This is a genomic window from Neobacillus fumarioli NBRC 102428 (assembly GCF_001591485.1).
GTDB classification, from domain to species: Bacteria; Bacillota; Bacilli; order Bacillales; family Cytobacillaceae; genus Neobacillus; species Neobacillus fumarioli.
In genome coordinates this window covers 19,113-44,288 of record NZ_BCUZ01000014.1, presented here as the reverse complement: position 1 = coordinate 44,288, position 25,176 = coordinate 19,113, and the positions used below count along the sequence as shown (strand labels likewise).

General features: G+C 41.1%; 25 protein-coding genes and 1 pseudogene. 5 read left to right on the top strand and 21 right to left on the bottom strand.

Translation table 11 applies throughout. From position 1 onward, the window contains the following. Positions 1-227 precede the first annotated feature (227 nt). Together BFU02S_RS04620 and bshB2 are read left to right on the top strand one after the other, a co-directional pair. Entirely contained in the window at positions 228-575 is a 348-nt protein-coding gene (locus BFU02S_RS04620) for a YojF family protein (protein ID WP_066367231.1), read from the top strand. Between the two features lie 20 nt (positions 576-595). Next, on the top strand, positions 596-1,261 hold the full coding sequence (gene bshB2, locus BFU02S_RS04615; protein WP_066367228.1) for a bacillithiol biosynthesis deacetylase BshB2: 666 nt from the start codon (positions 596-598) through the stop codon (positions 1,259-1,261). A 32-nt stretch (positions 1,262-1,293) separates the two neighbouring features. On the opposite strand, the gene BFU02S_RS17630 is transcribed toward bshB2, so the two are convergent. Continuing rightward, a complete protein-coding gene (locus BFU02S_RS17630) occupies positions 1,294-1,647 on the bottom strand; it encodes an HAD-IIB family hydrolase (protein WP_369690642.1) in 354 nt (117 codons plus the stop codon). 50 nt (positions 1,648-1,697) lie between these two features. Then, the gene (locus tag BFU02S_RS17625) at positions 1,698-2,147 is read right to left on the bottom strand and encodes an HAD family hydrolase (protein ID WP_369690641.1); all 450 of its coding nucleotides are present in this window, start codon (positions 2,145-2,147) and stop codon (positions 1,698-1,700) included. Positions 2,148-2,301: 154 nt separating this feature from the next. Here BFU02S_RS17625 and BFU02S_RS16970 point away from each other — a divergent pair, with 154 nt between their 5' ends. After that, positions 2,302-2,457 (top strand): hypothetical protein, encoded by a 156-nt coding sequence (locus tag BFU02S_RS16970; protein WP_169797574.1) that lies wholly within the window; start codon positions 2,302-2,304, stop codon positions 2,455-2,457. A 32-nt stretch (positions 2,458-2,489) separates the two neighbouring features. Here the strand turns inward: BFU02S_RS16970 and BFU02S_RS04605 are convergent, their stop codons facing one another. From BFU02S_RS04605 to BFU02S_RS04530, 16 genes and pseudogenes are all read right to left on the bottom strand, one after another. Continuing rightward, complete coding sequence (locus tag BFU02S_RS04605; RefSeq protein ID WP_066367226.1) at positions 2,490-3,596, bottom strand: PRK06851 family protein; 1,107 nt, start codon at positions 3,594-3,596, stop codon at positions 2,490-2,492. A gap of 450 nt (positions 3,597-4,046) precedes the next feature. Continuing rightward, positions 4,047-4,754, bottom strand: coding sequence for an ABC transporter ATP-binding protein (locus BFU02S_RS04600; RefSeq protein WP_066367224.1), 708 nt, complete (start codon positions 4,752-4,754; stop codon positions 4,047-4,049). Between the two features lies 1 nt (position 4,755). Further along, positions 4,756-5,532 carry an ABC transporter ATP-binding protein gene (locus tag BFU02S_RS04595; protein WP_066367222.1) on the bottom strand — a complete coding sequence of 259 codons (777 nt, stop codon included), beginning with the start codon at positions 5,530-5,532 and terminating at the stop codon, positions 4,756-4,758. Then, positions 5,510-6,481 (bottom strand): branched-chain amino acid ABC transporter permease, encoded by a 972-nt coding sequence (locus BFU02S_RS04590; RefSeq protein WP_066367219.1) that lies wholly within the window; start codon positions 6,479-6,481, stop codon positions 5,510-5,512. The genes BFU02S_RS04595 and BFU02S_RS04590 overlap by 23 nt, the downstream gene beginning before the upstream one ends. 15 nt (positions 6,482-6,496) lie before the next feature. Further along, positions 6,497-7,375: a branched-chain amino acid ABC transporter permease gene (locus BFU02S_RS04585; RefSeq protein WP_066367240.1), complete on the bottom strand. Its 879-nt coding sequence runs from the start codon at positions 7,373-7,375 to the stop codon at positions 6,497-6,499. Between the two features lie 130 nt (positions 7,376-7,505). Further along, a complete protein-coding gene (locus BFU02S_RS04580; protein WP_066367218.1) occupies positions 7,506-8,693 on the bottom strand; it encodes an ABC transporter substrate-binding protein in 1,188 nt (395 codons plus the stop codon). A 358-nt stretch (positions 8,694-9,051) separates the two neighbouring features. Then, complete coding sequence (locus BFU02S_RS17580; RefSeq protein ID WP_066367215.1) at positions 9,052-10,146, bottom strand: cell wall-binding repeat-containing protein; 1,095 nt, start codon at positions 10,144-10,146, stop codon at positions 9,052-9,054. A gap of 124 nt (positions 10,147-10,270) precedes the next feature. After that, on the bottom strand, positions 10,271-11,008 hold the full coding sequence (locus BFU02S_RS04570) for a hypothetical protein (RefSeq protein WP_066367213.1): 738 nt from the start codon (positions 11,006-11,008) through the stop codon (positions 10,271-10,273). A 130-nt stretch (positions 11,009-11,138) separates the two neighbouring features. Beyond that, positions 11,139-12,995 carry an ABC transporter ATP-binding protein gene (locus BFU02S_RS04565; protein WP_066367239.1) on the bottom strand — a complete coding sequence of 619 codons (1,857 nt, stop codon included), beginning with the start codon at positions 12,993-12,995 and terminating at the stop codon, positions 11,139-11,141. 14 nt (positions 12,996-13,009) lie between these two features. After that, entirely contained in the window at positions 13,010-14,734 is a 1,725-nt protein-coding gene (locus BFU02S_RS04560) for an ABC transporter ATP-binding protein (protein WP_066367209.1), read from the bottom strand. 163 nt (positions 14,735-14,897) lie between these two features. Further along, a complete protein-coding gene (locus tag BFU02S_RS04555) occupies positions 14,898-15,245 on the bottom strand; it encodes an ASCH domain-containing protein (RefSeq protein WP_066367207.1) in 348 nt (115 codons plus the stop codon). 76 nt (positions 15,246-15,321) lie between these two features. Next, positions 15,322-15,537: pseudogene (locus tag BFU02S_RS04550) on the bottom strand (GMC oxidoreductase); the annotation flags it as partial. A gap of 314 nt (positions 15,538-15,851) precedes the next feature. After that, positions 15,852-16,523: an ABC transporter permease subunit gene (locus BFU02S_RS04545; protein ID WP_235841980.1), complete on the bottom strand. Its 672-nt coding sequence runs from the start codon at positions 16,521-16,523 to the stop codon at positions 15,852-15,854. Positions 16,524-16,680: 157 nt separating this feature from the next. Beyond that, positions 16,681-17,478 (bottom strand): DUF2705 family protein, encoded by a 798-nt coding sequence (locus tag BFU02S_RS04540; RefSeq protein WP_066367201.1) that lies wholly within the window; start codon positions 17,476-17,478, stop codon positions 16,681-16,683. 6 nt (positions 17,479-17,484) lie between these two features. Continuing rightward, complete coding sequence (locus tag BFU02S_RS04535; RefSeq protein WP_066367197.1) at positions 17,485-18,369, bottom strand: ABC transporter ATP-binding protein; 885 nt, start codon at positions 18,367-18,369, stop codon at positions 17,485-17,487. A gap of 48 nt (positions 18,370-18,417) precedes the next feature. After that, positions 18,418-19,041 carry a TetR/AcrR family transcriptional regulator gene (locus BFU02S_RS04530; protein WP_066367194.1) on the bottom strand — a complete coding sequence of 208 codons (624 nt, stop codon included), beginning with the start codon at positions 19,039-19,041 and terminating at the stop codon, positions 18,418-18,420. Between the two features lie 384 nt (positions 19,042-19,425). On the opposite strand from BFU02S_RS04530, the gene pepT reads away from it, so the two are divergent. Together pepT and BFU02S_RS16255 are read left to right on the top strand one after the other, a co-directional pair. Then, positions 19,426-20,661 (top strand): peptidase T, encoded by a 1,236-nt coding sequence (gene pepT / locus BFU02S_RS04525; RefSeq protein WP_066367191.1) that lies wholly within the window; start codon positions 19,426-19,428, stop codon positions 20,659-20,661. Between the two features lie 88 nt (positions 20,662-20,749). Continuing rightward, entirely contained in the window at positions 20,750-20,875 is a 126-nt protein-coding gene (locus tag BFU02S_RS16255; protein WP_084360986.1) for a DUF4023 domain-containing protein, read from the top strand. A 44-nt stretch (positions 20,876-20,919) separates the two neighbouring features. On the opposite strand, the gene BFU02S_RS04520 is transcribed toward BFU02S_RS16255, so the two are convergent. The 3 genes from BFU02S_RS04520 to BFU02S_RS04510 form a co-directional block, all read right to left on the bottom strand. After that, positions 20,920-21,522: a hypothetical protein gene (locus BFU02S_RS04520; RefSeq protein ID WP_066367187.1), complete on the bottom strand. Its 603-nt coding sequence runs from the start codon at positions 21,520-21,522 to the stop codon at positions 20,920-20,922. A 14-nt stretch (positions 21,523-21,536) separates the two neighbouring features. Beyond that, positions 21,537-22,715 (bottom strand): ParM/StbA family protein, encoded by a 1,179-nt coding sequence (locus tag BFU02S_RS04515; protein WP_066367186.1) that lies wholly within the window; start codon positions 22,713-22,715, stop codon positions 21,537-21,539. Between the two features lie 606 nt (positions 22,716-23,321). Continuing rightward, on the bottom strand, positions 23,322-25,067 hold the full coding sequence (locus tag BFU02S_RS04510) for a L,D-transpeptidase family protein (RefSeq protein ID WP_066367183.1): 1,746 nt from the start codon (positions 25,065-25,067) through the stop codon (positions 23,322-23,324). Positions 25,068-25,176 lie beyond the last annotated feature (109 nt).

The following is a 25,176-nucleotide window of genomic DNA, read 5'->3' as shown; positions in this document are numbered from 1 at the left end:
TTTCCTTCGGTGAATGACCATGCTTTTTCGTAAGTTATTTAACCTGTTTTTTTGCACCCCGAAAGAGAACTCTTTAAGTGATCAGGGCAGCCTTTCCTTTTTGACACTACTGTCCTCAAGCACCAATTTCGCATTTTTTGGTTGATTTTAGTATGATAATTACATTATGAACTATTCTATTGTTTAGAAAATAAATTGAACCTGTCATAAGGGAAAGGAGGAAGTTTATGGAAATAGCGGAGATTCAAAAAGTACAAGAAGCGATCAACAGCTTTGCCAATAAAGATGTCTACATTCACCTGGAAACGACAAATGGTGCCTATGCATCACATTTCAATCAGGGTTTCTTTTCTGCCGGCGCTTACATCCGCAATGCCCTTGTCCGCTATGAATTGGGGAAAATCACCGGGAACGGCCCTTATCGGGTTGGCTTAAAAATCAATCTTGGCTGGGTGTACGCAGAAGGCATTACGCATTATGAAATAGATGAACAAGGAAGACTGCTGCTTGCTGGACATGACTTTGACGGAAAACTGGCCGTTGCCCTGGAAATAAGTACGACTCCGTTTGAATAAGTAAGAAAGGAGAACCAGTCATGAAAAAAGAACGCCATGTCCTTGTCGTCTTCCCGCATCCTGATGACGAAGCATTCGGGGTATCCGGGACCATCGCTACCCATATTAAGAGTGGGACACCCGTGACCTATGCCTGCTTGACATTAGGAGAAATGGGACGCAACATGGGCAACCCTCCATTTACGAATCGGGAAAATCTGCCGAAAATCAGAAAAAAAGAATTGCAGGAGGCAGCGCATGTATTAGGCATTCAAGATCTTAGAATGCTAGGATATCGCGATAAAACGGTTGAGTTCGAAGATGAAGAAAAGCTTTCGAACCATCTGCTTTCCATCATCCATGAGGTAAACCCCTCACTAATCATTACCTTCTATCCCGGATATGCTGTCCATCCTGACCATGATGCCACCGGTGCGGGTGTCGTTCGTGCTGTCAGTAAATTAGCGCCGGATGCGCGGCCGACCTTACACTGTGTTGCATTCTCAAATAATTGTGTTGAAGAACTCGGAGAAGCCGATATCATTCACGATATCAGTCCTGTAATCGACAAAAAGCTTGCTGCTATCAAAGCCCACCGTTCACAAACGGAGTTTACCTTTAAAGATATGGCCGAAAAGTTAAAAAATCAGGATCCACAGGTAATGGCCCGAGTTCAATTTGAGCGATTTTGGACCTATAAATGGTAAAAAGCCCTCAAAACTAGAGGGCTTTTTACTATTTATAAAACGGAGAGAATAGCCTTTGCCACACCGCTTTCTTCATTTGTATGTGTAACCTCATCACAAAGAGACTTAATTTCGTATGTGGCATTTCCCATTGCCACAGCCTTGCCGACCCGCTCAAACATCGAAACATCGTTATAATTATCACCGATCGCCATCGTCTCCGATAAGGAGATGTTTTTCTCTTTGACAAAAGACTCCAGGGCAATGCCTTTTTGCGCATTTCGATTCGTAATTTCAAGATTATCATGACCTGAGGAAGTGACTGTCAATTCATCGAGACTGGCAAGCGTTTCTTCTGCCACTTTTAGCTTGTCCGCATCTAGGGAAAACGCAAGGAACTTATAAATATCATGTTCTTCTGAAGCAAAAAGCAGTTCATAATCTTCAACCGGATAGATTAAGCCGTCGTTGATCCTCGCTTGTGCCGCACGTGCCGCCTCATCTGATTCACATTGGGGTTGGCACTCAGAACAATATCAACAAGAATCGCCACCGCTTTATTGGGGTCAATTGTGTATGCTCCCTTATTGGTATACACTTCAAAATAAATATCGGCTTCTGCTAAACGGGCAGCTGCTGCCCTCGCCAATTGTTTATCAATGGGAGAGGAGGTAATGATTTCTCCTGCCTTCGAACGCACTTCAGCTCCATTGACACAAATAACCGGGCAGTTTAACCCTGCTTCTTCTAAAGCATAAGTAGCTTCCTGATAAGACCTGCCTGTCGACACGACTACTTCAATACCCCTTGCCTGTGCAGCCAAAATTGCCTGCTTATTTTCTTCACTAATTCGCTGCATCGAATTCAATAATGTTCCGTCCATATCAGTTGCAATACATTTGATCATGCCGTTTCACCCTTCAATTTCTTTTCAATAAATATTCTAACATGATTTGGAAGCAATTGCTCCTAATCAAATCTTCTCCCTTATTTTTTACATTTCCGGCACGCATAAACAAATCAGCTTCAACCAAACTAAAAACGTGACAGGAGGGATTTTCATGACAAAGAAGTACAATAGAGGAAGCGGGAACCAAAATTCACCAAAATCAGGCCACGCTGAAGCGGAGTTTGCTGCAGAATTTACCAGTGGTGATAATAGCAAAGGCAATAAACGTAATAAAGGACAGCAAAGCAAAACCAACCCGCATCAATAAAACGGGTGCCGGGACATTCCGGCACCTTATTCCTAGCCAAGGACCACTCCCTCAGCCAGTGCGTTGATTTCATCAACGATTTTCTTTTGGAACATTTCCACCACGGAAAAATTCATCGCGGAAATATAGATTGTCTCCAGCTCATCATGCAGCTGCTTCGCCCGAGCGAGCCAGCTTGTTGCTTCGGCCATTTTGGCTTTATATTCCGCCTGGATTTGGCTAATCATTTCTTCATACAACTCATCCGTTCCTGGCTCAATCAAAATCTCATACATATCTATAATTTCATCACCGTCACGGCTTGGGAAATATTCGTGCGGCTCTGTGCTGTCAAAAATCGCAATCCCCAGTTCACGGAATATCACCATATCGAGGCTGTTCGGGTCAAAGCCGCAATGATAAATTTCCACATCTACGCCGCGCTCCTCGGCCCCAGCGGCCAATTTTTTCAGCATTGTTGACTTCCCGGAACCAGGCCGTCCTTTAATGAAATAGCGCTTTTGGATTTCTTCTGTCAAATTTGGGATAAAGTCCACAGCACCTTTTGGAGTTGCCGCCCCTAAAAACCGGCGGCGGACATCCGGCTCCTTATTCAACTTCATTTTTCCAAAAAACGACTCAATTAGTTTATTTGTTAACTGATCAGCTTTTTCAAAATCCATGCTGTTAATATAAATTTTTTCCCAATCATCATGAGAGTCCAATGCTTCCTTGAAGGTAGCATAAGCTTTGTCAAAACTTTTGCTGATCTGATAGATCAATAATTGGATGGTCTGTTTATGAGCTCGCAATTTTTGGGCATCCCAAGCTTCACCAAGATTGATATACTCTTCTACTGCCCCAGGGGCCTTCGGTTCAATTATATGAGGTGCCGTTCCGTCGACAATTCCCACCTTTAGCGCCGGAATGATGACGCCATCAATCGAATCATTGTCGGAAGAGCAATGTAAAAATTCAATATCATAACCTTTTGCATTCCATTCCTGGCCGATTTTTTTCATTAATGACGATTTCCCGGTTCCAGGTCCGCCTTTTAAAATAAATAACCGGTCTAATCCCTGCAGATTGGAATCATACAAATTGTGGAATCCTCTAGCGGTATTGCCACCGGCAAAATAATTTTTAACTTTCCCTGCCATTTGTGAACACTCCTTATAAGCGGGTTCTAAAATATGCCTTTGGTAAATACTGTTTGACGATCACTAAGATTGATTCACAATATCCTATGCATTTGCCTATTATAGGTGAGTGCCTATGGATTTTCTTTAAGCAAAAATATTTTGGGGAATTTTTGTACAACTAGGGGGATGACTACAATGAAGTAAAAATAGATGAAGACCTTGTTTCTTGGGGCTTAACTACCGTTTTGGACTTCATCTCCCTAATGAAGACCTTTTTCCTCGCTTCTTACCTACCATTTTGGGCTTCATCTACCTAATGAAAACCACTTTACCCGGTACTCAACTTCCGTTTTGGCCTTCATCTACCTGATGAAGACCATTTCCCTCCTTCCCTACTTCGGTTTTGGGCTTCATCGAACCGATTCATTTTTTAATAGAAAAAGGGGCCGGATTACCGGCTCCCCCTGTTCAATGTCCGCCGAGATAGGCCTTTCGAATCTGATCACTATTACTTAGTTCAGCAGCGCTGCCATCCGCCACGATTTTCCCTGTTTCAATGACATAGGCACGGTCAGCAATCGACAACGCCATATGGGCATTTTGTTCAACAAGCAGAATCGTGGTTCCCGTTTTATTGATTTCCTCAATAATCCGAAAGATGGTTTTCACTAACAACGGTGCAAGTCCCATGGAAGGTTCATCCAAGAGCAGCAGCCGCGGCCGTGCCATCAGCGCCCGTCCCATGGCCAACATCTGCTGCTCACCGCCTGAAAGCGTGCCTGACAGCTGCTTGCGGCGTTCTTCAAGTCGCGGAAAAAGCTGATACACTTTGTCAAAGTCTTCGCGGATCTCTTTTTTATCCTTACGCAAATAAGCCCCTAGCTCTAAGTTTTCTTCAACAGTCATGTTAGCAAACACGCGGCGTCCTTCCGGAACCTGGGAAATTCCCCGTTTTACAATTAATTGCGGCAATTTGCCGGCTACATTTACATTTTCAAATATAATCTCGCCGGTTTTCGGCTTCAACAACCCGGAAATGGTTTTTAACAGCGTACTTTTTCCCGCACCGTTGGCCCCAATCAGCGTAACAATTTCTCCTTGATTAATGTCGAGAGAAACGCCCTTCAGCGCATGGATATTGCCATAGTATACATTGATATCATTTATTTTCAGCATGTTACGAGACCTCCTCGCCTAAGTACGCTTCGATGACTTTTGGATTATTTCGGATCTCCTCCGGAGTACCTTCGGCAATCAATTGACCATGGTCAAGCACATAAATTCGCTCGCAAATGCCCATCACAAGCGACATATCATGTTCAATTAAAAGGATGGTCAACTGGAATCGTTCCCTGATCAAAGCAATTAACTCCATCAGTTCCGCAGTTTCTTGCGGGTTCATTCCCGCGGCTGGTTCATCCAGCAGCAATAATTTAGGACCCGCGGCAAGTGCCCGGGCAATTTCCAAACGGCGCTGCTGTCCGTAAGGCAGATTCTTGGCCTTCTCATTCATCACCGTTTCCAGCTTAAATATCTTTAAAAACTCAATTGCTTTTTCATGCATTTCCCTTTCTCCAGAAAAATGGGAAGGGAGGCGGAAGATCGAACTTAAAATTGAATGCTTGGAAAGAGAATGATAAGCAACCTTTACATTATCTAACACCGATAATTCGCCAAACAAACGAATATTCTGAAAGGTACGGCTGATTCCCTTTTTCGTAATTTTATATGGAGCCTGTCCGTTTAGCTTTTCTCCTTCTAAGGAGATACTTCCTTCCGTAGGGACATAAACCCCGGTTAACAGGTTAAAAAACGTCGTTTTTCCGGCACCGTTCGGACCGATTAAACCGACAAGTTCGCCTTTATTTAATTCCAAGTTGACATCAGATACGGCCTTTAGCCCGCCAAAGCGGATTCCTGCTTTCTCTACTTTAAGCAACGGTGTGCTTGTCATTTTGCACTCCTCCTTTAGCGGTCTTGCCAACTTTAAAGAATGCGGTAATTTCCTTCGTTCCCATTAATCCTTGCGGGCGGAACAACATCATAACAATCAACACAAGACTATATATGACCATTCGGACTTCCGGGTAATTCGAGAGATAAGTAGAAATGATGGTTAATAGAATTGCCGCTATAACTGCCCCTGACATACTGCCCAAACCGCCCAGCACGACCAGAATCAGAATATCAAAGGATTTTAAAAAGCCAAAATTTGTCGGCTGGATGATATAAAAATTATGAGCATACAAGGCTCCGGCTACACCGGCAAAGAAGGCCCCGATCACAAAAGCTACTACTTTATAAAAAGTCGTATTGATGCCCATTGCGTCGGCAGCAATTTCATTCTCGCGAATGGCAATACATGCCCGACCGTGACGCGAATTAGTAAAGTTCGTAATTACAACAATAGTGATAATGACACAAGAGATGACCCAAGGCCAGGTCACCATGTGCGTAACCGACATACCGCTGGCCCCGCCAACATAATTCATATTTAAAAAGATAATCCGCATGATTTCGCCAAAACCTAATGTAGCAATAGCTAAATAGTCTCCCCTAAGTCTTAATGTTGGGATTCCGATAATTAATCCAGCAATAGCCGCAACTATACCGGCAACAATAATCGCAACTGGAAATGGCATTCCCAACTTCATTGTGATAATGGCAGAAGTATAGGCACCAACTGCCAAAAACCCGGCATGTCCAATCGAAAACTGTCCTGTAATCCCAATAATCAAATGCAGACTTACAGCTAAAATGATGTTAATTCCAATCAGGTACAGCGTATTGGTATAGAAAGAATCCAATATCTCCCCATTTATCAGAAATTGAATGACGATTCCAATGACTACGGCTAAAACGATTGAAAGCCAAAACCCTTTTGTATGCTTCATACCATTCATCGCTTAAGCCACCCCCTAAACCTTTTCCTTGACATTTTTTCCGAACAATCCGGCAGGCCGCAGCAATAAAATCAAAATTAACACGACAAACGCGACACCATCCCGCCAGAGTGAGAAACCCGCCGCACTGACAAACGACTCAATGACTCCAAGCAGCAGGCCGCCCACCATTGCCCCTGGAATAATGCCAATACCGCCTAAAACGGCCGCAACGAACGCTTTAAGCCCGGGGATAATTCCCATTAACGGATCAATCGTTGTGTAATACATCCCAAAAATGACACCTGCCGCCCCTGCAAGTGCGGAACCAATCGCAAAGGTTGCAGAAATCGTGTTATTTACGTTAATTCCCATCAATTTCGCAGCATCCATATCATGAGACACTGCCCGCATCGCTTTTCCGATTTTCGTACGGTGGACAATGAATTGTAATAAAACCATTAGGATAATAGACACAGCTAAAATCATAATGGATTGTCCGCTGATGACGACACCGAAAATTTTCAAATCGTGCAAAGGAACAACATTAGGGTAAGCTTGCGGCTGTGCACCGCGCAGATAAATCGTTCCGTATTCAATGAAAAGGGAGACACCAATCGCTGTGATCAAAGCAGCAATCCTCGTGGCATTCCTTAAAGGCTTATAGGCAATCCGCTCTATTAACATCCCAAAGACAGCGCAGGCCGCCATAGAGATGATTAGCGCTGGGAAAATTCCTAAGTGAAAATAGGAAATAGAATAAAAACCAATGAAAGCACCAACCATGAAGACATCCCCATGGGCAAAATTAATTAATTTGACGATTCCATATACCATTGTGTATCCTAGGGCAATTAGCGCATAAATACTGCCAAGTGAAATCCCATTAACAATCTGCTGAATCAGCTGCTCCATATCCGAAACTCCTTCCGATGAAATAGGAATTAACCCCCAATTTCCGAAAATTGGAATAGGGAACACATCATGCTCCCTATTCATATTCACTGCTATAAAATTTGACTGTTAAACGGACACTTCTGTCTTCCTATTCAGGATTAACCTTTGTTTTAAATACTTGTTCACCTTTATTGTATTCCAGAATAACAGCAGATTTGATTGGGTCATGGTTTTTGTCAAGCTTCATCTTTCCGGTTACAAGATCAAGACCATCGGTTGCAGCAAGCGCCTTTTCAATTTTTTGCGGGTCACCTGAGCCGGCACGTTTAATGGCATCCGCAAGGAAATAAACGGAGTCATATCCTAAAGCATTGAACGCATCAGGAGATTTGCCATTGTATTTTGCTTTAAATGCTTTGACAAAAGCTTGTACCTTTGGATCCGTATCCCCAGAAGAATAGTTGTTGGTAATAAATGTATTGTTTAATGCATCTTTCCCAGCAAGCTGTACTAGAGTTGGAGAATCCCAGCCGTCGCCGCCAAGCATAGGGACATTTAAGCCTAATTCACGAGCCTGTTTGACAATTAAACCTACTTCTTGGTAGTAGCCAGGAATATAGATAAATTCAGGATTTGTCGCTTTAATCCGCGTTAACTGAGAGTGGAAATCCGTATCTTTCGCCACATAAGCTTCCTCAGATACGACTTGTCCACCATTTTTCTTTAAATAATCTTTAAAGGATGCAGCAAGGCCCTTGGAATAGTCACTTGAACTATCAATCAGAACCGCAGCCTTTTTCACTTTTAGAGTATTTGTCGCAAACTTGGCAGCAACCGTCCCTTGGAATGGGTCAATAAAGCAGGTACGGAATGCATAATCATTTAGTTTGCCATCCTTGACCGTAACGACTGATCCCGTGCCCGATGGCGTTATGAATGGTACCTTGTTGTCATGGGCAATTTGCGCTTCTGCCAGCGTATCTGTTGTTGTTGCTGCCCCAATAATAGCAGAAACCTTATCTTGGGTAATCAACTTCAGTGCACCGTTTGTTGATTCCGAAGCATCCGATTTATTGTCAACTGTTACTAGTTGTAGCTTTTTGCCATCTATACCTTTTTTGTTGATTTCATCAATTGCGAGTTCAACACCTTCTTTAATGGATTGGCCATATGAAGCAACACCGCCGGACAATTCTAAGTTGGCGCCAACTTTAATCGTGCCGCCTTTGCCCCCGCTGTTTTCGGCTGTTCCACTCGTGCTTGAACTGCAGCCTGCCATGACTCCTGCAGCCAGCATCATCGACATGAACACTCCTGCAACTTTTTTCTTCCTCATTCGTTTTCCCCCTGCTTTCTAAATTTTTAGATGTTTCAACTTTTACAAAAAAAAATAATATTCTGAAAACATTGTACATAATAATTTTCATTTCGTCTAGTATTATTTACGTATTATCCTAAAATAATTTGAAAAATAATATTTTTCTAATAATATAGCATTTACCTTGCAGTCATCTAAGATAATTTACTTTTTTATACATAAACCTCCATGAAACGAATTATTTTGTCTAAATATGAATGAATAACAAAAAAGGAGAACTTACGTGAAGCTCTCCCATGTTTATTATTATTCTATTTTTCCACATGAATTGCATTCATTAGGCTGATTGCCATGAATGAAAAGAGCAAGCTCTCTTTTATTTAATCCAAGCTCCGTCCTTGCCAAGCTTGTAGGATCCAATCTTGGTGTTTGCAGCCATATGTCCATCGCTATATAGATAGTACCATTTATTTGATACTTTTACCCAACCGCTTTTCATGTCGCCGTTTACTGAATCAAGGTAGTACCATTTGCCACTCATATAGAACCAGCCAGTCTTCATAGCACCGCTATTATCGAAGTAATACCATTTATTTGATACTTTTACCCAGCCGGTCTTCATAGCGCCACTGTTTTCCAAATAGTACCACTTGCCATTTACTTTTACCCAGCCAGTTGCCATGGCTCCGTTACCATTTAGGTAATACCATTTGCCACCGTCTTTTACCCATCCGGTTTTCATTACGCCATTGTCATCAAAGAAGTACCATTTACCGCCATCATTGAACCAGCCTGTTTGGAAATCACCAAAATCATCAAAGTAATACCATTTACCTCCTTGGTATTTCCAGCCAGCTGTTTTCACTGTTAAAGTTGCTGTAGATACGTTACCTTTATTATCCGTTAAATAGAAGGTTATAACATAAGGTGATACTGGTTCATAATTTGGATCTTTATTTTTCATCAATTCAGGTAATGCTGCAGCCGCAGGTACCATACCTGATTTAAAATCTCCGATTGTAAAAGATGGGTTGGCAGACCCAAATAAATTAGATAAATTAGCCAATTTAGTTCCGTAAACTTCTTCAGTTACCCGTTTGACCCAATTTGCATATTTGGCTGCATCTAAAACAGCCGTACCATTTACAAATTGAAGATCAAAATCATCTTTTGTAAATGGAGCTAAATCTTTAGGATTAGCTGTTGGTGGCAGTAAAGAGATCGAAACAGCAGAACTAGTCGATTTAAATTGCAAACTTTGAATATTTGTATTGCCAAATTTTTGATCACCGACTAAGTCCAGCGTAAATTGATTCTCTTTAACCTGGTTCGCATTAATGGTTTTCCCGTTGCCTAAATTAAGTGTAATCCCGGACAGCGGAACGATTGCTGCAGCATGTGAAACGCCTGCAGGAAGCGCTGTCATCAGGAACATAAATAATAGGCTTGCCAGTCCAATAAATCTTTTCACCGTAATCCTCCTCTTGGATTATGTATTTTTTTGCTGAAAATAGAAACTAGTTTACTAGTTTACAATACAATCATTCTATATAAAATTGCCAAGATATACAAGTAGTATCACAAAATTAGCAATTTTATTTTAAATAAGCTGTTGCCTTATCTAAAATGGCACTGCTTCTTTGTTTCTTTTGACTCAAGTATTGATCTTTTATTGGATTTGCTAAACTTGCGCTATAACCTGACTTTTCCAAATCCTTTACAAGGGCATTATAAATCATATTAAAGGCAGCATCTGTATTAGCCTCCAATGTTTTAGCTGCTTTACTATATTTCGAGTAAAAATAAAAATAGGAAATCGTCTCGCCCTTTGCCTTCTTTGTTTTGTATTCTTGCAAGGCATAGGATAATAGGGAATCCAATTTATTATTTGCCTGACTCTCTAGGTCATTAAATGAAGGGCTGTATTTCGCGATTATACTTTCTGCTGTTTCCTGTTGAACAGCAGCTGTTTTTCCCCCATGTTCCGCCACTTCCCTATAATGATTGGAATTTGCAGCTCCCAAGGTTCCAGCTTTTATAACATCTTGACTAACGGCTTGGCCATTGTCTGTCTTTCTGCCAGTATCAGGGCCGTTAATCTTTTGGTGAGGTACTTCTGTCTGGTTAGTCTGGTTAGTCTGGTTACTCTTTTGCTGACTTACATTTGTATAACTAGAATCCGGCAGCTGAATCTTGTAATGATTTTTAACAATATGATCTACTTTTGGATCAGCGGTCTTGTAATCTTTTCCATTCATTAGATAATAAAGGGTTCCGGCCCCGCCGGCCAATACCAAAACAATGATCATAAGAGAAATCTTCCACTTTTTCATACTCTATCCACCTTTTGAAATACTCCTTTCTACATTAACACATTTTTGTATTCTTGAGATATTTTTATTTATCGAAAAATTTCATATAAAAATGCCCCCTTCTAAATCGAAGGGGAGAGATTCACTTTCTTTAGTCTAATGCACCTTCTATATTTTTAAATTGATTATAAAACATATAATAATATCTTCCGCCTGCTGCCATTAATTCATCGTGACTGCCTTTTTCAATAATCTGCCCGTTGTCAATGACCATAATCGTATCGGCATCGCGGATGGTGTTAAGACGATGGGCAATGATAAAGCTTGTGCGATTTTCCATTAACTTAAGCAAGGCTTCTTGAATATGAAGTTCAGTTCTGGTGTCAATGCTACTTGTCGCTTCATCTAATATGAGAATCGAAGGTTTCGATAACATAACCCTTGTGATGGCCAAAAGCTGGCGTTCCCCTTGGCTTAAGCTTCCTCCGTTTTCTGAAAGATGTGTATCATAGCCGTTTGGCAGCCGTTTAATAAATCGGGCTGCCCCTGACATCTGTGCTGCTGCTTCCACCTCTTCATCCGTCGCATCTTGCTTGCCATATTTAATATTTTCTTTGATCGTTCCGGTAAACAAATACGTATCCTGCAGCACAAAACCAAATGTGCGCCTAAATGAATCTCTTGTATACTCCCTGATATCTTTGCCGTCTAACAAAATTCTTCCACCCGTTACATCATAAAAGCGTGTCAATAGGTTTACAATCGTTGTTTTACCAGCACCTGTCGGCCCTACAAGCGCATTGCTTGAACCAATTTTCGCTTCAAAGCTGACATTTTTTAAAATAGGTACATCAGGCCTATAGCCGAAACTGACATTTTCAAATTTAACATGCCCTTTTGGTTTGGAGAGTACCACAGCGTTCGGTGGATCATTCGATTCCTCCTGTTCGTCCATGATTTCAAACACCCGCTCAGCACCAGCCACACCGGACTGCAAGACATTGAAAATATTGGCCATATCATTGAGGGGCCGGACAAACTGCCTGGAGTAGGTAATAAAACTGGCAATGACTCCAACGGTAACCATATTTTTCGTGGCAAGAATCCCGCCAACAACTGCCACAACCGCAAAGCCAAGGTTATTAATTGCGTTCATGATCGGCATTAAAAATCCGGACCAAATTTGGGCCTTGAGGCCGACCTCACGGAGCTTTGTGTTGACCTTATCAAATTCTTCAATCACCTTCTCTTCATGATTAAAAGCTTTAACCACTTCAATCCCTGAGATCGTTTCTTCAATATGGCCGTTAAGCTTGCCGAGCTGGTCCTGTTGTTTTTTAAACAAAATGCTCGTTCGTTTGGCAATGGTCCGCGTCAATAGATAGACGAGTGGTACGGTAATCATGCTGGCAAGGGTCAGCAATGGGCTTAAAACAACCATCATCATAAAAGAGCCGGTAAGGATGATCAATCCCGACATTAACTGTGTGGTCGACTGCGAGATAGTCGTACTGACATTATCGACATCATTCGACAGCCGGCTCATCATATCTCCATGGGTCCGGGCATCAAAAAAGGAGATTGGCAGCTTTTGCAGCTTCCTAAACAGAGAATCCCGCAAACTTTTCACAATCCGCTGGGCCACCCCGGCCATCAGCCATCCTTGTAAAAACGTCAGCACCGCATCACCAATATAGGCACTTGTCAGAACGACAATCATCACCTCTAAAAAGGAGAAATTGACCTTTCCATGGTTGAGACTCATAGCATCGACTGCTTTTCCAATGAGGTATGGATTCATGAGCATTAGAGCGGAATCCACTAAAACAGTCAAAAAAATGAACGTAAGCATGTTTCGTTCTTTGCCAAAATACTCCCAGAGCCTGCGCAATGTTCCTTTAAAGTTCTTCGGCTTAACCACTGGACCGCGAAAGCGCGCGGCTCCTCCCGGCCTGCCTCCGGGACTTAATGGAGGAGGAACGGAAGGAGAATTCCGGGATTGGTCCATTCCATTTGCCATGTTTACTGCACCTCCTTGCCCATCTGGGAGCGGTAAATTTCCTGATAGACACTGCACTCTTTTATAAGTTCCTGATGGGTCCCTATGCCGACTATTTCACCATGATCGAGGACGACAATTTTATCGGCATCCATAATAGAAGTAATCCGCTGGGCAATTAATAAACAGGTGAGTCCCTTGGCATATGTTTTTAAGGCCTTCTTAATTTTCGCTTCCGTTGTGACATCAACCGCGCTTGTACTGTCATCTAATATTAAGATTTCCGGCCTTTTGACGAGCGCCCGGGCAATGGAAATTCTCTGTTTTTGTCCTCCGGAAAAGTTCACACCACCCTGGCCGATCATCGTTTCATACCCTTCCGGTGCGGCTATAATAAAGTCATGAGCCCCAGCAGTTCGTGCCGCTTGTTCCACTTCCGCTTTGGTTGCATCCTCTTTTCCCCAGCGGATGTTTTCCGCTACGCTTCCGGTAAATAAAATATTCTTTTGAGGGACAAGCGCAATTTTCTCCCTTAACACTTTCGGATTGATCTGTTTTATATCTTCTCCATCAACCCTTATCATGCCGCTTGAAACATCGTAAAAGCGGGAAATCAGCCCGACGAGTGTGCTTTTTCCTGAACCGGTGGATCCGATAATTCCGACTGTTTCTCCGGGGAGAATCGTAAGATTAATATTTTTTAACACCGGTTCCGTTGAAGAAGCGTATGCAAACGTAACATTTTCAAAATCAATTCGCCCTTTTTCTGTACGAGTATTAAATGATCCCCTATCCCAGGCAATCGAATCTTCTTGTAAAAAAACCTCGCCAATTCGGCCGGCTGATGCCCTGGCTCTGACATACATATTAAATACCATTGATATCATCATCAGAGACATCGATATTTGAGTCATATAATTGATAAACGCAATAATATGCCCAACTTGAATAGTTCCTGATCGAACACCCCAACCGCCGATCCAAAGCACAACGACGATTCCGAGATTCACGGTCAGCATGATGGCCGGGCTGAAAATAGACATCAAACGGTTGGCTGCAACGGCTTGATTCTTATAGTGTTCATTTGCTTTCGTGAACTTTGCCACCTCGACATCAAAGTGATTAAATGCCTTGACAACACGAACGCCGGATAAATATTCGCGCATCACGCCATTTACTCCATCCAGCGCTTTTTGCACCTTTGAAAAGCGCGGTAATCCGAGACGCATATTAAAGACAATCAGCAAGGCAACAATCGGCACGACGATCGCGAGGACAACCGCAAGATGCAGATTCAGACGGACAGCCATCACAAGACCGCCAATTGCCAAAAGCGGTGATTTGACGAATATCCGCATTAATCCGTTTACAAAAACTTGCACTTGTGTCACATCATTGGTCAGCCGCGTGATCAGCGATGCGCGGTCAAACTGATCCAAATTTTTGAAGGACATGGTTTGAATTTTTTTAAACAAATCAAACCTTAGCTCTGTGCCGAAATTTTGTGACACGATACTGGCTATCACGCTTCTTGTTCCGGCGCTTACGGCACCGAATGCGGTAATAGCAAGCATTAGTCCGCCCATTTGCAGTACGTAATGAATATCCTTACGTGCGACGCCCTTATCAATGATTTTTGCCATAATGGTTGGCTGCAGTAAATCGCAAACCGCTTCAAAGGTGAGAAATAATACCGCAATGCAAAAAGATACCCAATACTTTTTTATATATTTTGATAAAAACTTCATGATGGCCACCTCTGAACGCCTTCATCTATCATAAAGGATATTATAGATTTGCCGCCCCCAAATAACCAATTAAATAACCCGTTCTCATCAATTTATCATATTTTCCTTAGAAAAGCTTCGGCCAAAAAAAATGGCCCATATTTGTGCTATGGACCAAACTTGCTTACTCTTGTTCAACCGGGTGAAATTCGTGAACCCATACTCTCATTTGCGGCAGCCAAGGCATTCCCGGGTGAAGCGAAAGAATCGATTGTTTATATTCTTCAACTGAGTTATATCCCTCGCGGCGGGCATCATCATCCGTCAGTTCCCCCAAGCTCTGGGAATAAACCTTGTCGATCACAAACTGACGACCGCCAAGTGTCATGATTTCTCCTGGATCAGCATAGCGCCCATTGCGGCGTGTCGCTGTTTTTTGTCCGGAGAGTACTTTCTGGATATCTTCCTCAATGGTGATGAGCTTGTCTATACTACACGTTTTGGGCGGCAGTTCTGCGTTATGATTTGTCATTTGATCACTCCTCCCGATTCTTCCTCTTTTAATTCTACATTATCATGATGTTAAATATAAAAATCAAGTAAACTGCCTATACGACTTGCCCGCCTTTTTGATGGTATTTCAAGATGCCTTCAGCGGCACGGTACGATAACGCACCCACGGTATCTGTTAGGTTATAGCCGAAATTATGCGAAAATACAGATGCACCGACGACGAATACATTATCGACATCCCACATTTGCAAATACATGTTTACTGCTGAAGTGGATGGATCGGTCCCCATAATCACGCCACCTGTGTTATGGAATTTTCCTAATTAGTGGATTCCTACTACCTACTTCTAAGTAATGTTCCCAAAAAAATCTAAGCATACTCAAAAAATTTCCGGGAAATTTTGTTTAAAGAAAACCGTCAATTGGAAAGCCTATGGGCAATACAAGAGGCGAAGTGAAACTGATGCACGGCAAGGAACTTTAAGTGTTGTGAGGGTTTATAGTTGCTTACCAGCTTTAACAAAATGAGCAAAGGATGGAAAGACGGCGGAATCAGGTGATTCTGCCGTCTTAATTTTTCTTCGTGAATGATCCAAGTTAAGTTTCCAAAAACCTGCCTGACTCATCATACATTTAAATCTCTATTTTTATAAAATACATAGGTTACGGTCGTCAATGCCGCGATTAATACGACGGATATTACGACGTAGACTGCAGCAAACCCGCCTCCATACATCACATTTTTTGCTTCAAAATATTTAAAAGGCGTAAAATATTTCAAGCCTGTTAGACGATCATTCAAATCGATTGCCACTGATAAGAAATACGTAAATACAAGAATGCCTGTTGCCAGTGATGCTGCCTTTTTCGATTTCTTTTTGACAGCAGCGAGGGCACTGCCAATGACCATAAACAACAGCTGTAAAATGAACATGGCCGCCATTAACCTGGCAATCTCATCATTCACGGCCTCACCATGGCTGTATTTCGCTAACAGCATCATCGATGAAGCCATTGTCACAAGATTAAAGATGATAATATTTGTTAGTGCTGCCAATAGTTTGGCGGTAACAATTATACTTCGTGAAACGGGTTTCGTAAATAAAAACTCATAAGTTTTGTCCCGTTCTTCTTTGGCAATAACCGTTGCTCCAAGCATCGTTGCATGGATGGTTGCCATTAATAACAAATAGATAAAGAGAACACCAAAGTAACCACTAACCTTTGATAGATCCAATTGGTTAAAACCAAAAACTACCCTAAGTGATTTTGGCATATCTTTCAATAATTCAGTCATATTTTGCCCCGACTTTTAATAGGCATCAAATTTAGCCATTCCCGATGCCACCATCAAAAAGACACATATACTCCATATAATGATTGATTTCCGATTGGTCTTTAATTCTTTAAAATAGATATTCACAATAAATCACCTCCCATTTGCTTATACTTTCTTATACAGCATGAATATCCCTTTTCGCATAAATAAAATAACTTGCTGCGATTGCAAGAATCGTAATGGCAGCCCCGGCAATCAAAAAAGATGGCTCGTAACTGGAATGTTTGATGATATACGCGGTGTCAAAGTATTTAAACGGTGAAAAATAACGTTTCACTTTCTCACCAGACGTATCAAAGAACATACCCACAAAGTAGAAAGCAAAAACGACGGCAAGGGAAACAGTCAACACGGATTTGATCGTTTGGAAAATAACTGATATGATCATCCCCAAAGCGAGAAAAATGAGTTGAACAAAAAAAACCGTCAGTGAAAGCAAGAAGAAAATTTTCATGCTAAAATCATCTGCTTTAAACTGGAAAGCCATAAAGCTTGCTGCAGCGAAATAAATCATATTTGTAATGACAAGGGAAACAACTGCTCCCATCAACTTGGCAGTCAAGATTTGGCTGCGTGTCACCGGCTTTGTCAATAAAAAATCGGCTGTTTTTTCCCGGACTTCTTTGCTGACAATGGAAGTACCCAAATTCATTGCCTGTAGACTTGCGCAAAGTGTAACAAAAGATAATAGGAAGCTATAAAAGCCTACTACGGTTAAAAAATTCTTCTCATTAAAGCCAAGTGCATTTCTTATCGCTTCTGGATAATTTTTCAATACTTTTAAAAAAGCTTCAGCATCGGCATGTATAGAAGAATAAAGGGACATGAACAAGACCATCATGATGACTAAAGAAAACGTCCAGATCATCGTCGATTTACGATATGCCTTCAATTCATGTAAAAAGATATTCATCGCTCTCTAGGCCTCCTTTTCATAGTAGTGCATAAAGATCTCCTCAAGGTCCGGCTCTTCAATCCATAGATTCATAATTTCAACTCCGGCAATCTTTTTCATCACATCATTGATATTTCCTTTAAAAATAAAGCTGGTGACGTTGCCTTTAACCTCCAGATTATGGACGCCGCTGATTTGGAAGTAAGTGGCGTCCAGCGGTGCTTTTGTTTCCACTTTGAATTTTTTATACGTGTTCTCTGTTAAGTTACTGATCTTTTCTACCGTTACGATTTTTCCTTCTTTAATGATGGCAACCCGGTTACATAATCTTTGAACCTCACTCAGAATGTGGGAGGAAAATAGAATTGTGGCACCTTTTTTGTTCTCCTCCTTCAAAAGTTCAAAGAAGTTTTGCTGCATCAATGGGTCGAGCCCACTCGTCGGTTCATCGAGAATGATAAGTTTTGGCTCATGGAGTAGTCCTTGCACGATTCCGACCTTCTTTTTGTTGCCGAGCGAGAGATCATCAATTTTTTTATTAAGGTCAAGGTCCATGATATCCGCCAATTCTTTCATTCTCTTATTGCAATCCTTTTTATAAAAGCTGGCGGAATAGTTTAATAGCTCCTTTACTTTCATATTGTCATAGTAAAAGACTTCAGACGGCAGATAACCGATATTCTTTTTTATTTCCGGGGCAAACTGGATGCAGTCCTTACCAAAAATCGCCGCACTGCCACTATCAGGATAAATAAGCGACAGTAGGATTCGGATGGTGGTTGACTTTCCGGCACCATTTGGACCGATGAATCCAAAAATTTCCCCCTCCTCGACATTAAAGCTGATATTGGAAATCCCTCTTGCTTTGCCGTAGGTTTTTGTCAGGTTTTTAATTTCAATTACATCCATGGTTAAAACCTCCTTTTCTTCTTCTCAAATGGTTTGCAGATCGCTTGGTCATTCATAGAACGCATTTCTCAACATATCCAAATACTCATCCATTTCTTTCAATGCTTCCTCAATATCCAAATTCTCAATGGATAGCGATTGCACTTTCTTCTGCTGTTGAAATCCAAACCCTTCTAATGTCCAAGCAATGATGTTGAACGCTTTGTGGACATCAATTCCTTTTTTAAACTTTGAAAAATCAATATCTCCCTTAAAATCCTTAAAGTAGCTTTCGAGCAATTCTTTCCCCCTCTGACCGACTTCATGTATGACTTCCGCAGAGGTTTCCATAAAAATCGACTTAGCGAAATTAAACAATTCGGGATACATTTGAAATATTTCAAGTTTCACTAAGGCCATTTGCCGAACCCGAATAAATAAATCCCTTTCTTCCTTATCGACTTTTTCCTCAATTTGTTCCACGAGCAGTTGGGTCATGTGGTCGTACAGGAAAAAATACAATTGCTTTTTATTTTGAAAATAGTGGAATAACAGCCCTTTTGAAATGCCCGCTTCCTTGACCATCTCATTGGTTGATGCCTTATCATAGCCTTTCTGGGCAAATTCCTTCATGGCGGCATTGATGATTCGATCTTGTTTTTCCTTATCTAAGCTGAGAAATTTTGCAAACATATTTGCAGCTCCTTTCTAAAAGCCGTTGACCATATCGGTCAATCTTATTGTAATCCTATTGACCCACTTGGTCAATAGTGTTCAACCTATATTTTTTACATGAAAAATAATATTTATAATTTGTTTTTGGGAATGTGCTACGATGCTGAATAGAGGTGATTTTTAGGGCAAGTTTGTTTTTTCTTAAAAAATTACTTATCCGTTTTCTAATTGGATTGTGTCGCCTTCGCTAATTAGTTCTGGTTTTCCAATAATTGGCTCGCGCCATCCGCAAGCCCCTTCTACTTAATTAAATTGTGTTATCCGCTAACCCAAAAACGTGTAACCGCTCTCCTGTAGTGATATGATATTCATGTAAATAACGAAACAGGGGAGTGCAGCACATTGAGAGATGAACTAATTAAACGCTTTACCTCATATGTCAAGATCGACACGCAGTCTGATGAAAGCAGCGAGACTTGCCCATCCACCGAGGGGCAATGGACATTACTTCGTATGCTGGTGGAGGAGTTGAAGCACATCGGCATGCAAGAGGTCACGATTGATAAAAATGGCTACGTGATGGCGACTCTACCATCAAATACAGAAAAAAATGTGCCTACCATCGGTTTCCTTGCCCATGTCGATACAGCAACCGATTTTACCGGCAAAAATGTCAATCCGCAAATTCACGAAAACTATGATGGCGGAGACATCATTCTGAATAAAGAGCTGAATGTGGTCATGTCACCGAAGGATTTCCCAAATCTTAAAAATTACAATGGCCACACGCTAATCACTACTGATGGCACTACACTTCTTGGCGCCGATAACAAAGCGGGGATTACTGAAATTATGACCGCAATGGCATACTTGATTAACCACCCGGAAATCAAGCATGGCAAGGTTCGCGTTGCGTTTACCCCTGATGAGGAAATCGGCCGTGGACCGCATAAGTTTGACGTTGCGGCCTTCAATGCCAAGTTTGCCTATACCGTTGACGGTGGCCCGCTCGGGGAACTAGAATTTGAAAGTTTCAATGCAGCCAGCGCGAAAATCACAATTAAAGGAACCAACATTCACCCGGGGTCGGCGAAAAACAAAATGGTCAATTCCATGAAAATTGCCATGGAATTACACAACCAGCTGCCGCCACAAGAAGCACCCGAACATACCGAAGGATACGAAGGCTTCTATCATCTCCTAGCCTTTAACGGCGATGTAGAGCTGACAAAACTAGCCTATATTATCCGTGATCATGATAAGGATATGTTTCATACAAGAAAAGCAACGATGGAAGACATCGTTAACCGACTGAAAGAAAAATACGGTGCTGACCGCATTCAGCTTGAAATGAAAGATCAATATTACAACATGGGCGAGAAAATTAAACCGGTGAAAGAAATTGTTGAAATCGCCCAACAAGCCATGGAGAATTTAGACATCAAACCGATTATACAGCCAATTCGCGGCGGAACTGACGGCTCACAGCTGTCTTACATGGGCCTTCCTACTCCAAATATCTTTACCGGCGGTGAGAATTTCCACGGGAAATATGAATTTATTTCTGTTGAAAATATGATGAAAGCTACCCACACGATTATTGAAATCATAAAGCTATTTGAACAAAGAGCCCAATAATGGTGTTGAAAGAATTATTATCGCCTGCATGTTTTTCTTGCTGATCGGTTACATTAACCTTGTTTAATTAAAGGAGGGATCAAGAACTATGAAGAACGAAAGCACTCATGAATTTGTCCAAAAGTTACATGACCAGCAGGAAAAACAGCAGAAAAATAAAGAGAAACACGGAACCAATACCCCTAGTAAAAAATTACCGAATGCTCAGCATTAAATGAAAACAAGCCATGATGTGTTAAATCATGGCTTGTTTTCAAACTACTTATTCATTTTTGACAGAAATCCTCCCAGCAAGTCGTCGGCATCCAGTTCTTCCTCTTCGTTTTCCTCAGACGCTGCCGCCTGCTCTTTTATACCTTCCCAAGTAAAACTGCTCAAATCATCATCAAAATCTGATTCGGCTGCAAATGCTGTTTCTTCGGATTCCAGCTTATGGCCGGTAGAGTCAACCTTACTGTCAGAAAGTTGCGCGGGAAATTCCTGCTCCTGAAGGTATAATGCCTCATCAATATTTATTGAATTGCTATTTAACGAAGCAAGTAAGGATGTTGCCCGGATTGGGTCAGAGATTAACTGATAGATAATACTCCCAAGCATGGCTTCCGAGTGCTCATGTTTTAGCCAATCACGCTGCGCTTTCGTTAAAGCTTTTGGAAGTGGGATGGTAATTGTCTCCTTTTCCCGGGAATAGGTGCTGTTAACACCTTGTAAAACGTACTCGGCAAGCTTGCTGGAAAAATTACGCCGCTCCACTTCCTTTAATTTTTGCAATTGTTTCAATAAATGGTCAGGGGTATCGGAAGGGAGCCGGAATGATAGCGTCTGCCCTCTCTTAATTTCCACTGCAGCAGCCTTTTTCATAGGATCACCTTACATTAGTTTTTCACTGGTGCTTTGTCTTGGGCAGCTTTTTGTTTCTCCGCTTTTCTTGCATAATCAGTAATCAGCTTATAATAAGCATTGGCCATCATCCAAATGCTTTCTTTTTCGTCCTCGAAAAATTCAATATTAAATCCATCCAGCCCGTTGTTTAATGTTTTTATATAATCTTTCAAAACATGAGATCCGCCGCCGACAAAATAACAGATTTCTGTCTGCGAGTTCTTTTGCCATACATTGCGCAAAAGACGATATTGTTTTTTCGCTAAATCAAGCAAGATGCGGTCGGTGATATCATGAACGCTTGTACGGCTTCCTTTAACCATAATATGGTTACGATCATTTTTCCTCGTAATAATCTCTACGACATCGCGGCGGCTGTCCAGTTCGACACCGTGCTTCTTCCGAATTTCTTCACGAATGGCTTCCAACGCTTCAGAAACACCGATATTAAACCCTTGCGCTTTATCATCATCAACATTTCGATTTTTAATAACAGCAATATCCGTTGATAACCCACCAATATCTTGAATTAAAATTCGCTTATCAATTAAATCTTTATTAATGATCTTCAGATCATTATCCATCACGAGATTAATGAAAGCAGCAAAGCCTTCCGGATAGACCTTTACTTCACTAAATTTGATATTTACCTTTAATCCTTGGTATTTCGGAGTCACCAAAAATTCCACCTGATGAACAGAACCGATTAACTTAGAGCGGTAGCCTGCATCTTTCCCTTCCTTGACTTCGCGTAGGGGGAGGCCGGTACCTAACGTGTAATTAGCATCAATAATATTTTTGTTCCTCGGGAAATCTTTCGCATTTTCTTCTCTTACTGCATCCATTGCCAGTGTGGCAAACAGCATAATTAACGTTTGATCTTCCTCCGACTTACTGCTGCCCGGATCTAATTCCATTGTATTATCGCTTTTAGCTGCCAAATTTCCGATTCGATAGATAACGTTATTTTCTTTAAGGGCAGGGGAGTGTACTCTAATATGAATGCCATCGAGCGGATCTTTACTATCGAGTTCCTCGATCCCAATGATTGGCCGGTCTTCTTTGTCTCTAGCAATTATGTTCGGGATATTCAGTTCATACTCTAATTTGCCAAATATAGCTTTAATGGAGTCATTACCAACATCAACAGCCGCAATTCTAGATTGAGTCATTATAATCATTCCTTTTACTAGATTTAGTATGCATATTCAATATGTATGTCTAGTTACTATTCTATTAGAGCGTATCGGAGATTGCCAGATTTCTCAATGAAACTTCGCAAAAAAAATGCAAGTGTAAAATTGTAAACTATTTGTAAACAACAGGAATGATGCAAACAATTTTGTATACTTCGATGACAAAATTGTACACATAGCGTTATATCAATATGTACACGATAGAGTATATATGTAAGCAAAATCGCAAACATATTGTTTACATAATATATACATGTATACAAAAGTTGTTTACACGCAATATAAATTACAAATATTACACATCGATCGCAAAATAAACGAATATCCTGGATGCTGGCTGTTCAAATATAACCATCAATAGCAGGAGATTCATATACCAAAGGAAATAGAGAGTAAACATGTACGTAGACATGCAAACCAAATTTGTATACATGCTGTCATCAAAGCATGCAAACATATTCGTATACATGCACACATTTTCGCAAACAATTTATATACAAAAAGTATACATGTATACAAATAAATAAATACAAAAAATGGCGGTACCGAGAAGGCACCGCTTTTGCTTTTTGATAGTAAATTCTATTGCATGACCTTCCAGAATTCCTCCGCTACTGCCTGGTAACCTGCTAAACTTAGATGAATATTCTGTGGATTAGGCAAGAATTTTTGAAAATCAGTTGTGTTAATTACTTGTGCTGTTGGAACAAACGTATCGCCGTTTGCTTTTGCAGTTTGCTCAATTACGCCATTAAAGGCTTGCAATAATTGATTTAACTGTGCTTTTTGCTGTGAATCTGTTACATATGGGAATGGGTTGTAATAGCCCATTACATATACTTTGACGTTTGGATTCAACTTGCTAATCGTACTAAGAATAGAATTTAATTTTATAGCAACAGTATTGATCGTTTCAGGTGCTTTAGCAGGTTCATTTACAACTGGAAGCACGTCATTTGCCCCGATATCAATCGTAAGATGGGTAGCTTTTATAATTTCATTTTGAACGTCTGCTTTGCTTAATTGATCGATTACATCATCTGTTTTATATCCAGAGACTCCAAAATTGACAAATTTCAACAACTGATAAGATTTCGCAAAGTCTCGCGCAATGTAATCTGGATATCCCAAATCCAAGTCATTTCCATTTACATCATGTCGATCTTGACCGTCAGGTGTCATTCCGGCAGCTAAGGAATCCCCTAAAGCAACATAATCAACCTGTATCCAGGCACCGTCCTGACCTACTTTATATCCATTTACAACTGTATGAACAGCCAATGAGCCGTCTTTGTTGAGGTAATACCATTTTCCGCTGATTTGCACCCAGCCTGTAGCCATAGCTCCATTTTCTTTTAAGAAATACTTTTTACCTGACAACTCCAGCCAGCCTGTATGCATTACACCTGATGGATCGAAATAATACCAGGTGCCATTTATGGAAGTCCAGCCTGTTCTCAGTTCTCCGTTTGGCTGTAAATAATACCACTTGCCCCCTGATAGCAGCCAACCGGTGTGCATTGCACCTGAATGATCAAAGTAATACCATTTTCCACCAGTCAGAACCCAACCTGTTTTCATTGCTCCGGAGCTATCAAAATAATACCACTTGCCACGATCTAGCAGCCAGCCTGTTTTCATTGCACCGTTCGTATCAAGATAATACCAATTTCCTTTATAGGACAGCCACCCTGTCTTCATAACACCTGTTCCATCCAAATAATACCACTTACCTGATGATAGCAACCAACCTGATTTTGCTTGCCCATTCACAAAGTAATACCATTTCCCATTAGCTTGTACCCAGCCATTCATCGGACCGACATTATACCCATTGTCTTTTGCAATGGCTTCAAAGGAACTGTTAGAATTGGTAATGATGACCGGAGTATACATCTGTACTTGGTCAAACAACCAGCGGATTTCTGAGTTATGCATTCGAACACAGCCATGACTGACATAATTCCCAATAGAACTTTCGTTGTTATTGCCATGGATGGCATACGTGTCGCCATTCGTACCTCTTGCATCCAAACCTAGCCAGCGGTCACCTAAAGGATTACGAGGATCTCCCCCGGGAATTCCCAACGTATAATAGGGCCGGTTTTTAATCATCGTCACAATTCTAAATTTCCCCTCAGGGGTTAAGTCCATCGTTTTTCCTGTTGCGACACTAAATGTTCTGACTAATTTACCAGCATTATAGAATGCCAATGTATTCGTTTTCTTATTAATCATGATCAACTGTGAATTTCCTGCTGCATCTGCTGAAACACTGGTGAAAAGAATGCTGAATAAAAAAACCAAAACAACGGATAATTTTCTCATATCTCTCCTCCATTACTATGAAATCACTACTAAACTACCATGAAAATAGTACATATCTTGTCATATTTTGGAGGAGTGAATTAATTTTTTTCACAATTTGTGTTTTATG

Bases quoted from the DNA above. Each gene is read 5' to 3' on its own strand.
- BFU02S_RS04620 (WP_066367231.1), top strand. From the start codon at position 228: ATGGAAATAGCGGAGATTCAAAAAGTACAAGAAGCGATCAACAGCTTT.
- bshB2 (WP_066367228.1), top strand. From the start codon at position 596: ATGAAAAAAGAACGCCATGTCCTTGTCGTCTTCCCGCATCCTGATGAC.
- BFU02S_RS17625 (WP_369690641.1), bottom strand. From the start codon at position 2,147: ATGATCAAATGTATTGCAACTGATATGGACGGAACATTATTGAATTCG.
- BFU02S_RS16970 (WP_169797574.1), top strand. From the start codon at position 2,302: ATGACAAAGAAGTACAATAGAGGAAGCGGGAACCAAAATTCACCAAAA.
- BFU02S_RS04605 (WP_066367226.1), bottom strand. From the start codon at position 3,596: ATGGCAGGGAAAGTTAAAAATTATTTTGCCGGTGGCAATACCGCTAGA.
- BFU02S_RS04600 (WP_066367224.1), bottom strand. From the start codon at position 4,754: ATGCTGAAAATAAATGATATCAATGTATACTATGGCAATATCCATGCG.
- BFU02S_RS04595 (WP_066367222.1), bottom strand. From the start codon at position 5,532: ATGACAAGCACACCGTTGCTTAAAGTAGAGAAAGCAGGAATCCGCTTT.
- BFU02S_RS04590 (WP_066367219.1), bottom strand. From the start codon at position 6,481: ATGAATGGTATGAAGCATACAAAAGGGTTTTGGCTTTCAATCGTTTTA.
- BFU02S_RS04585 (WP_066367240.1), bottom strand. From the start codon at position 7,375: ATGGAGCAGCTGATTCAGCAGATTGTTAATGGGATTTCACTTGGCAGT.
- BFU02S_RS04580 (WP_066367218.1), bottom strand. From the start codon at position 8,693: ATGAGGAAGAAAAAAGTTGCAGGAGTGTTCATGTCGATGATGCTGGCT.
- BFU02S_RS04570 (WP_066367213.1), bottom strand. From the start codon at position 11,008: ATGAAAAAGTGGAAGATTTCTCTTATGATCATTGTTTTGGTATTGGCC.
- BFU02S_RS04565 (WP_066367239.1), bottom strand. From the start codon at position 12,995: ATGGACCAATCCCGGAATTCTCCTTCCGTTCCTCCTCCATTAAGTCCC.
- BFU02S_RS04560 (WP_066367209.1), bottom strand. From the start codon at position 14,734: ATGAAGTTTTTATCAAAATATATAAAAAAGTATTGGGTATCTTTTTGC.
- BFU02S_RS04555 (WP_066367207.1), bottom strand. From the start codon at position 15,245: ATGACAAATCATAACGCAGAACTGCCGCCCAAAACGTGTAGTATAGAC.
- BFU02S_RS04545 (WP_235841980.1), bottom strand. From the start codon at position 16,523: ATGACTGAATTATTGAAAGATATGCCAAAATCACTTAGGGTAGTTTTT.
- BFU02S_RS04540 (WP_066367201.1), bottom strand. From the start codon at position 17,478: ATGAATATCTTTTTACATGAATTGAAGGCATATCGTAAATCGACGATG.
- BFU02S_RS04535 (WP_066367197.1), bottom strand. From the start codon at position 18,369: ATGGATGTAATTGAAATTAAAAACCTGACAAAAACCTACGGCAAAGCA.
- BFU02S_RS04530 (WP_066367194.1), bottom strand. From the start codon at position 19,041: ATGTTTGCAAAATTTCTCAGCTTAGATAAGGAAAAACAAGATCGAATC.
- BFU02S_RS16255 (WP_084360986.1), top strand. From the start codon at position 20,750: ATGAAGAACGAAAGCACTCATGAATTTGTCCAAAAGTTACATGACCAG.
- BFU02S_RS04520 (WP_066367187.1), bottom strand. From the start codon at position 21,522: ATGAAAAAGGCTGCTGCAGTGGAAATTAAGAGAGGGCAGACGCTATCA.
- BFU02S_RS04515 (WP_066367186.1), bottom strand. From the start codon at position 22,715: ATGACTCAATCTAGAATTGCGGCTGTTGATGTTGGTAATGACTCCATT.
- BFU02S_RS04510 (WP_066367183.1), bottom strand. From the start codon at position 25,067: ATGAGAAAATTATCCGTTGTTTTGGTTTTTTTATTCAGCATTCTTTTC.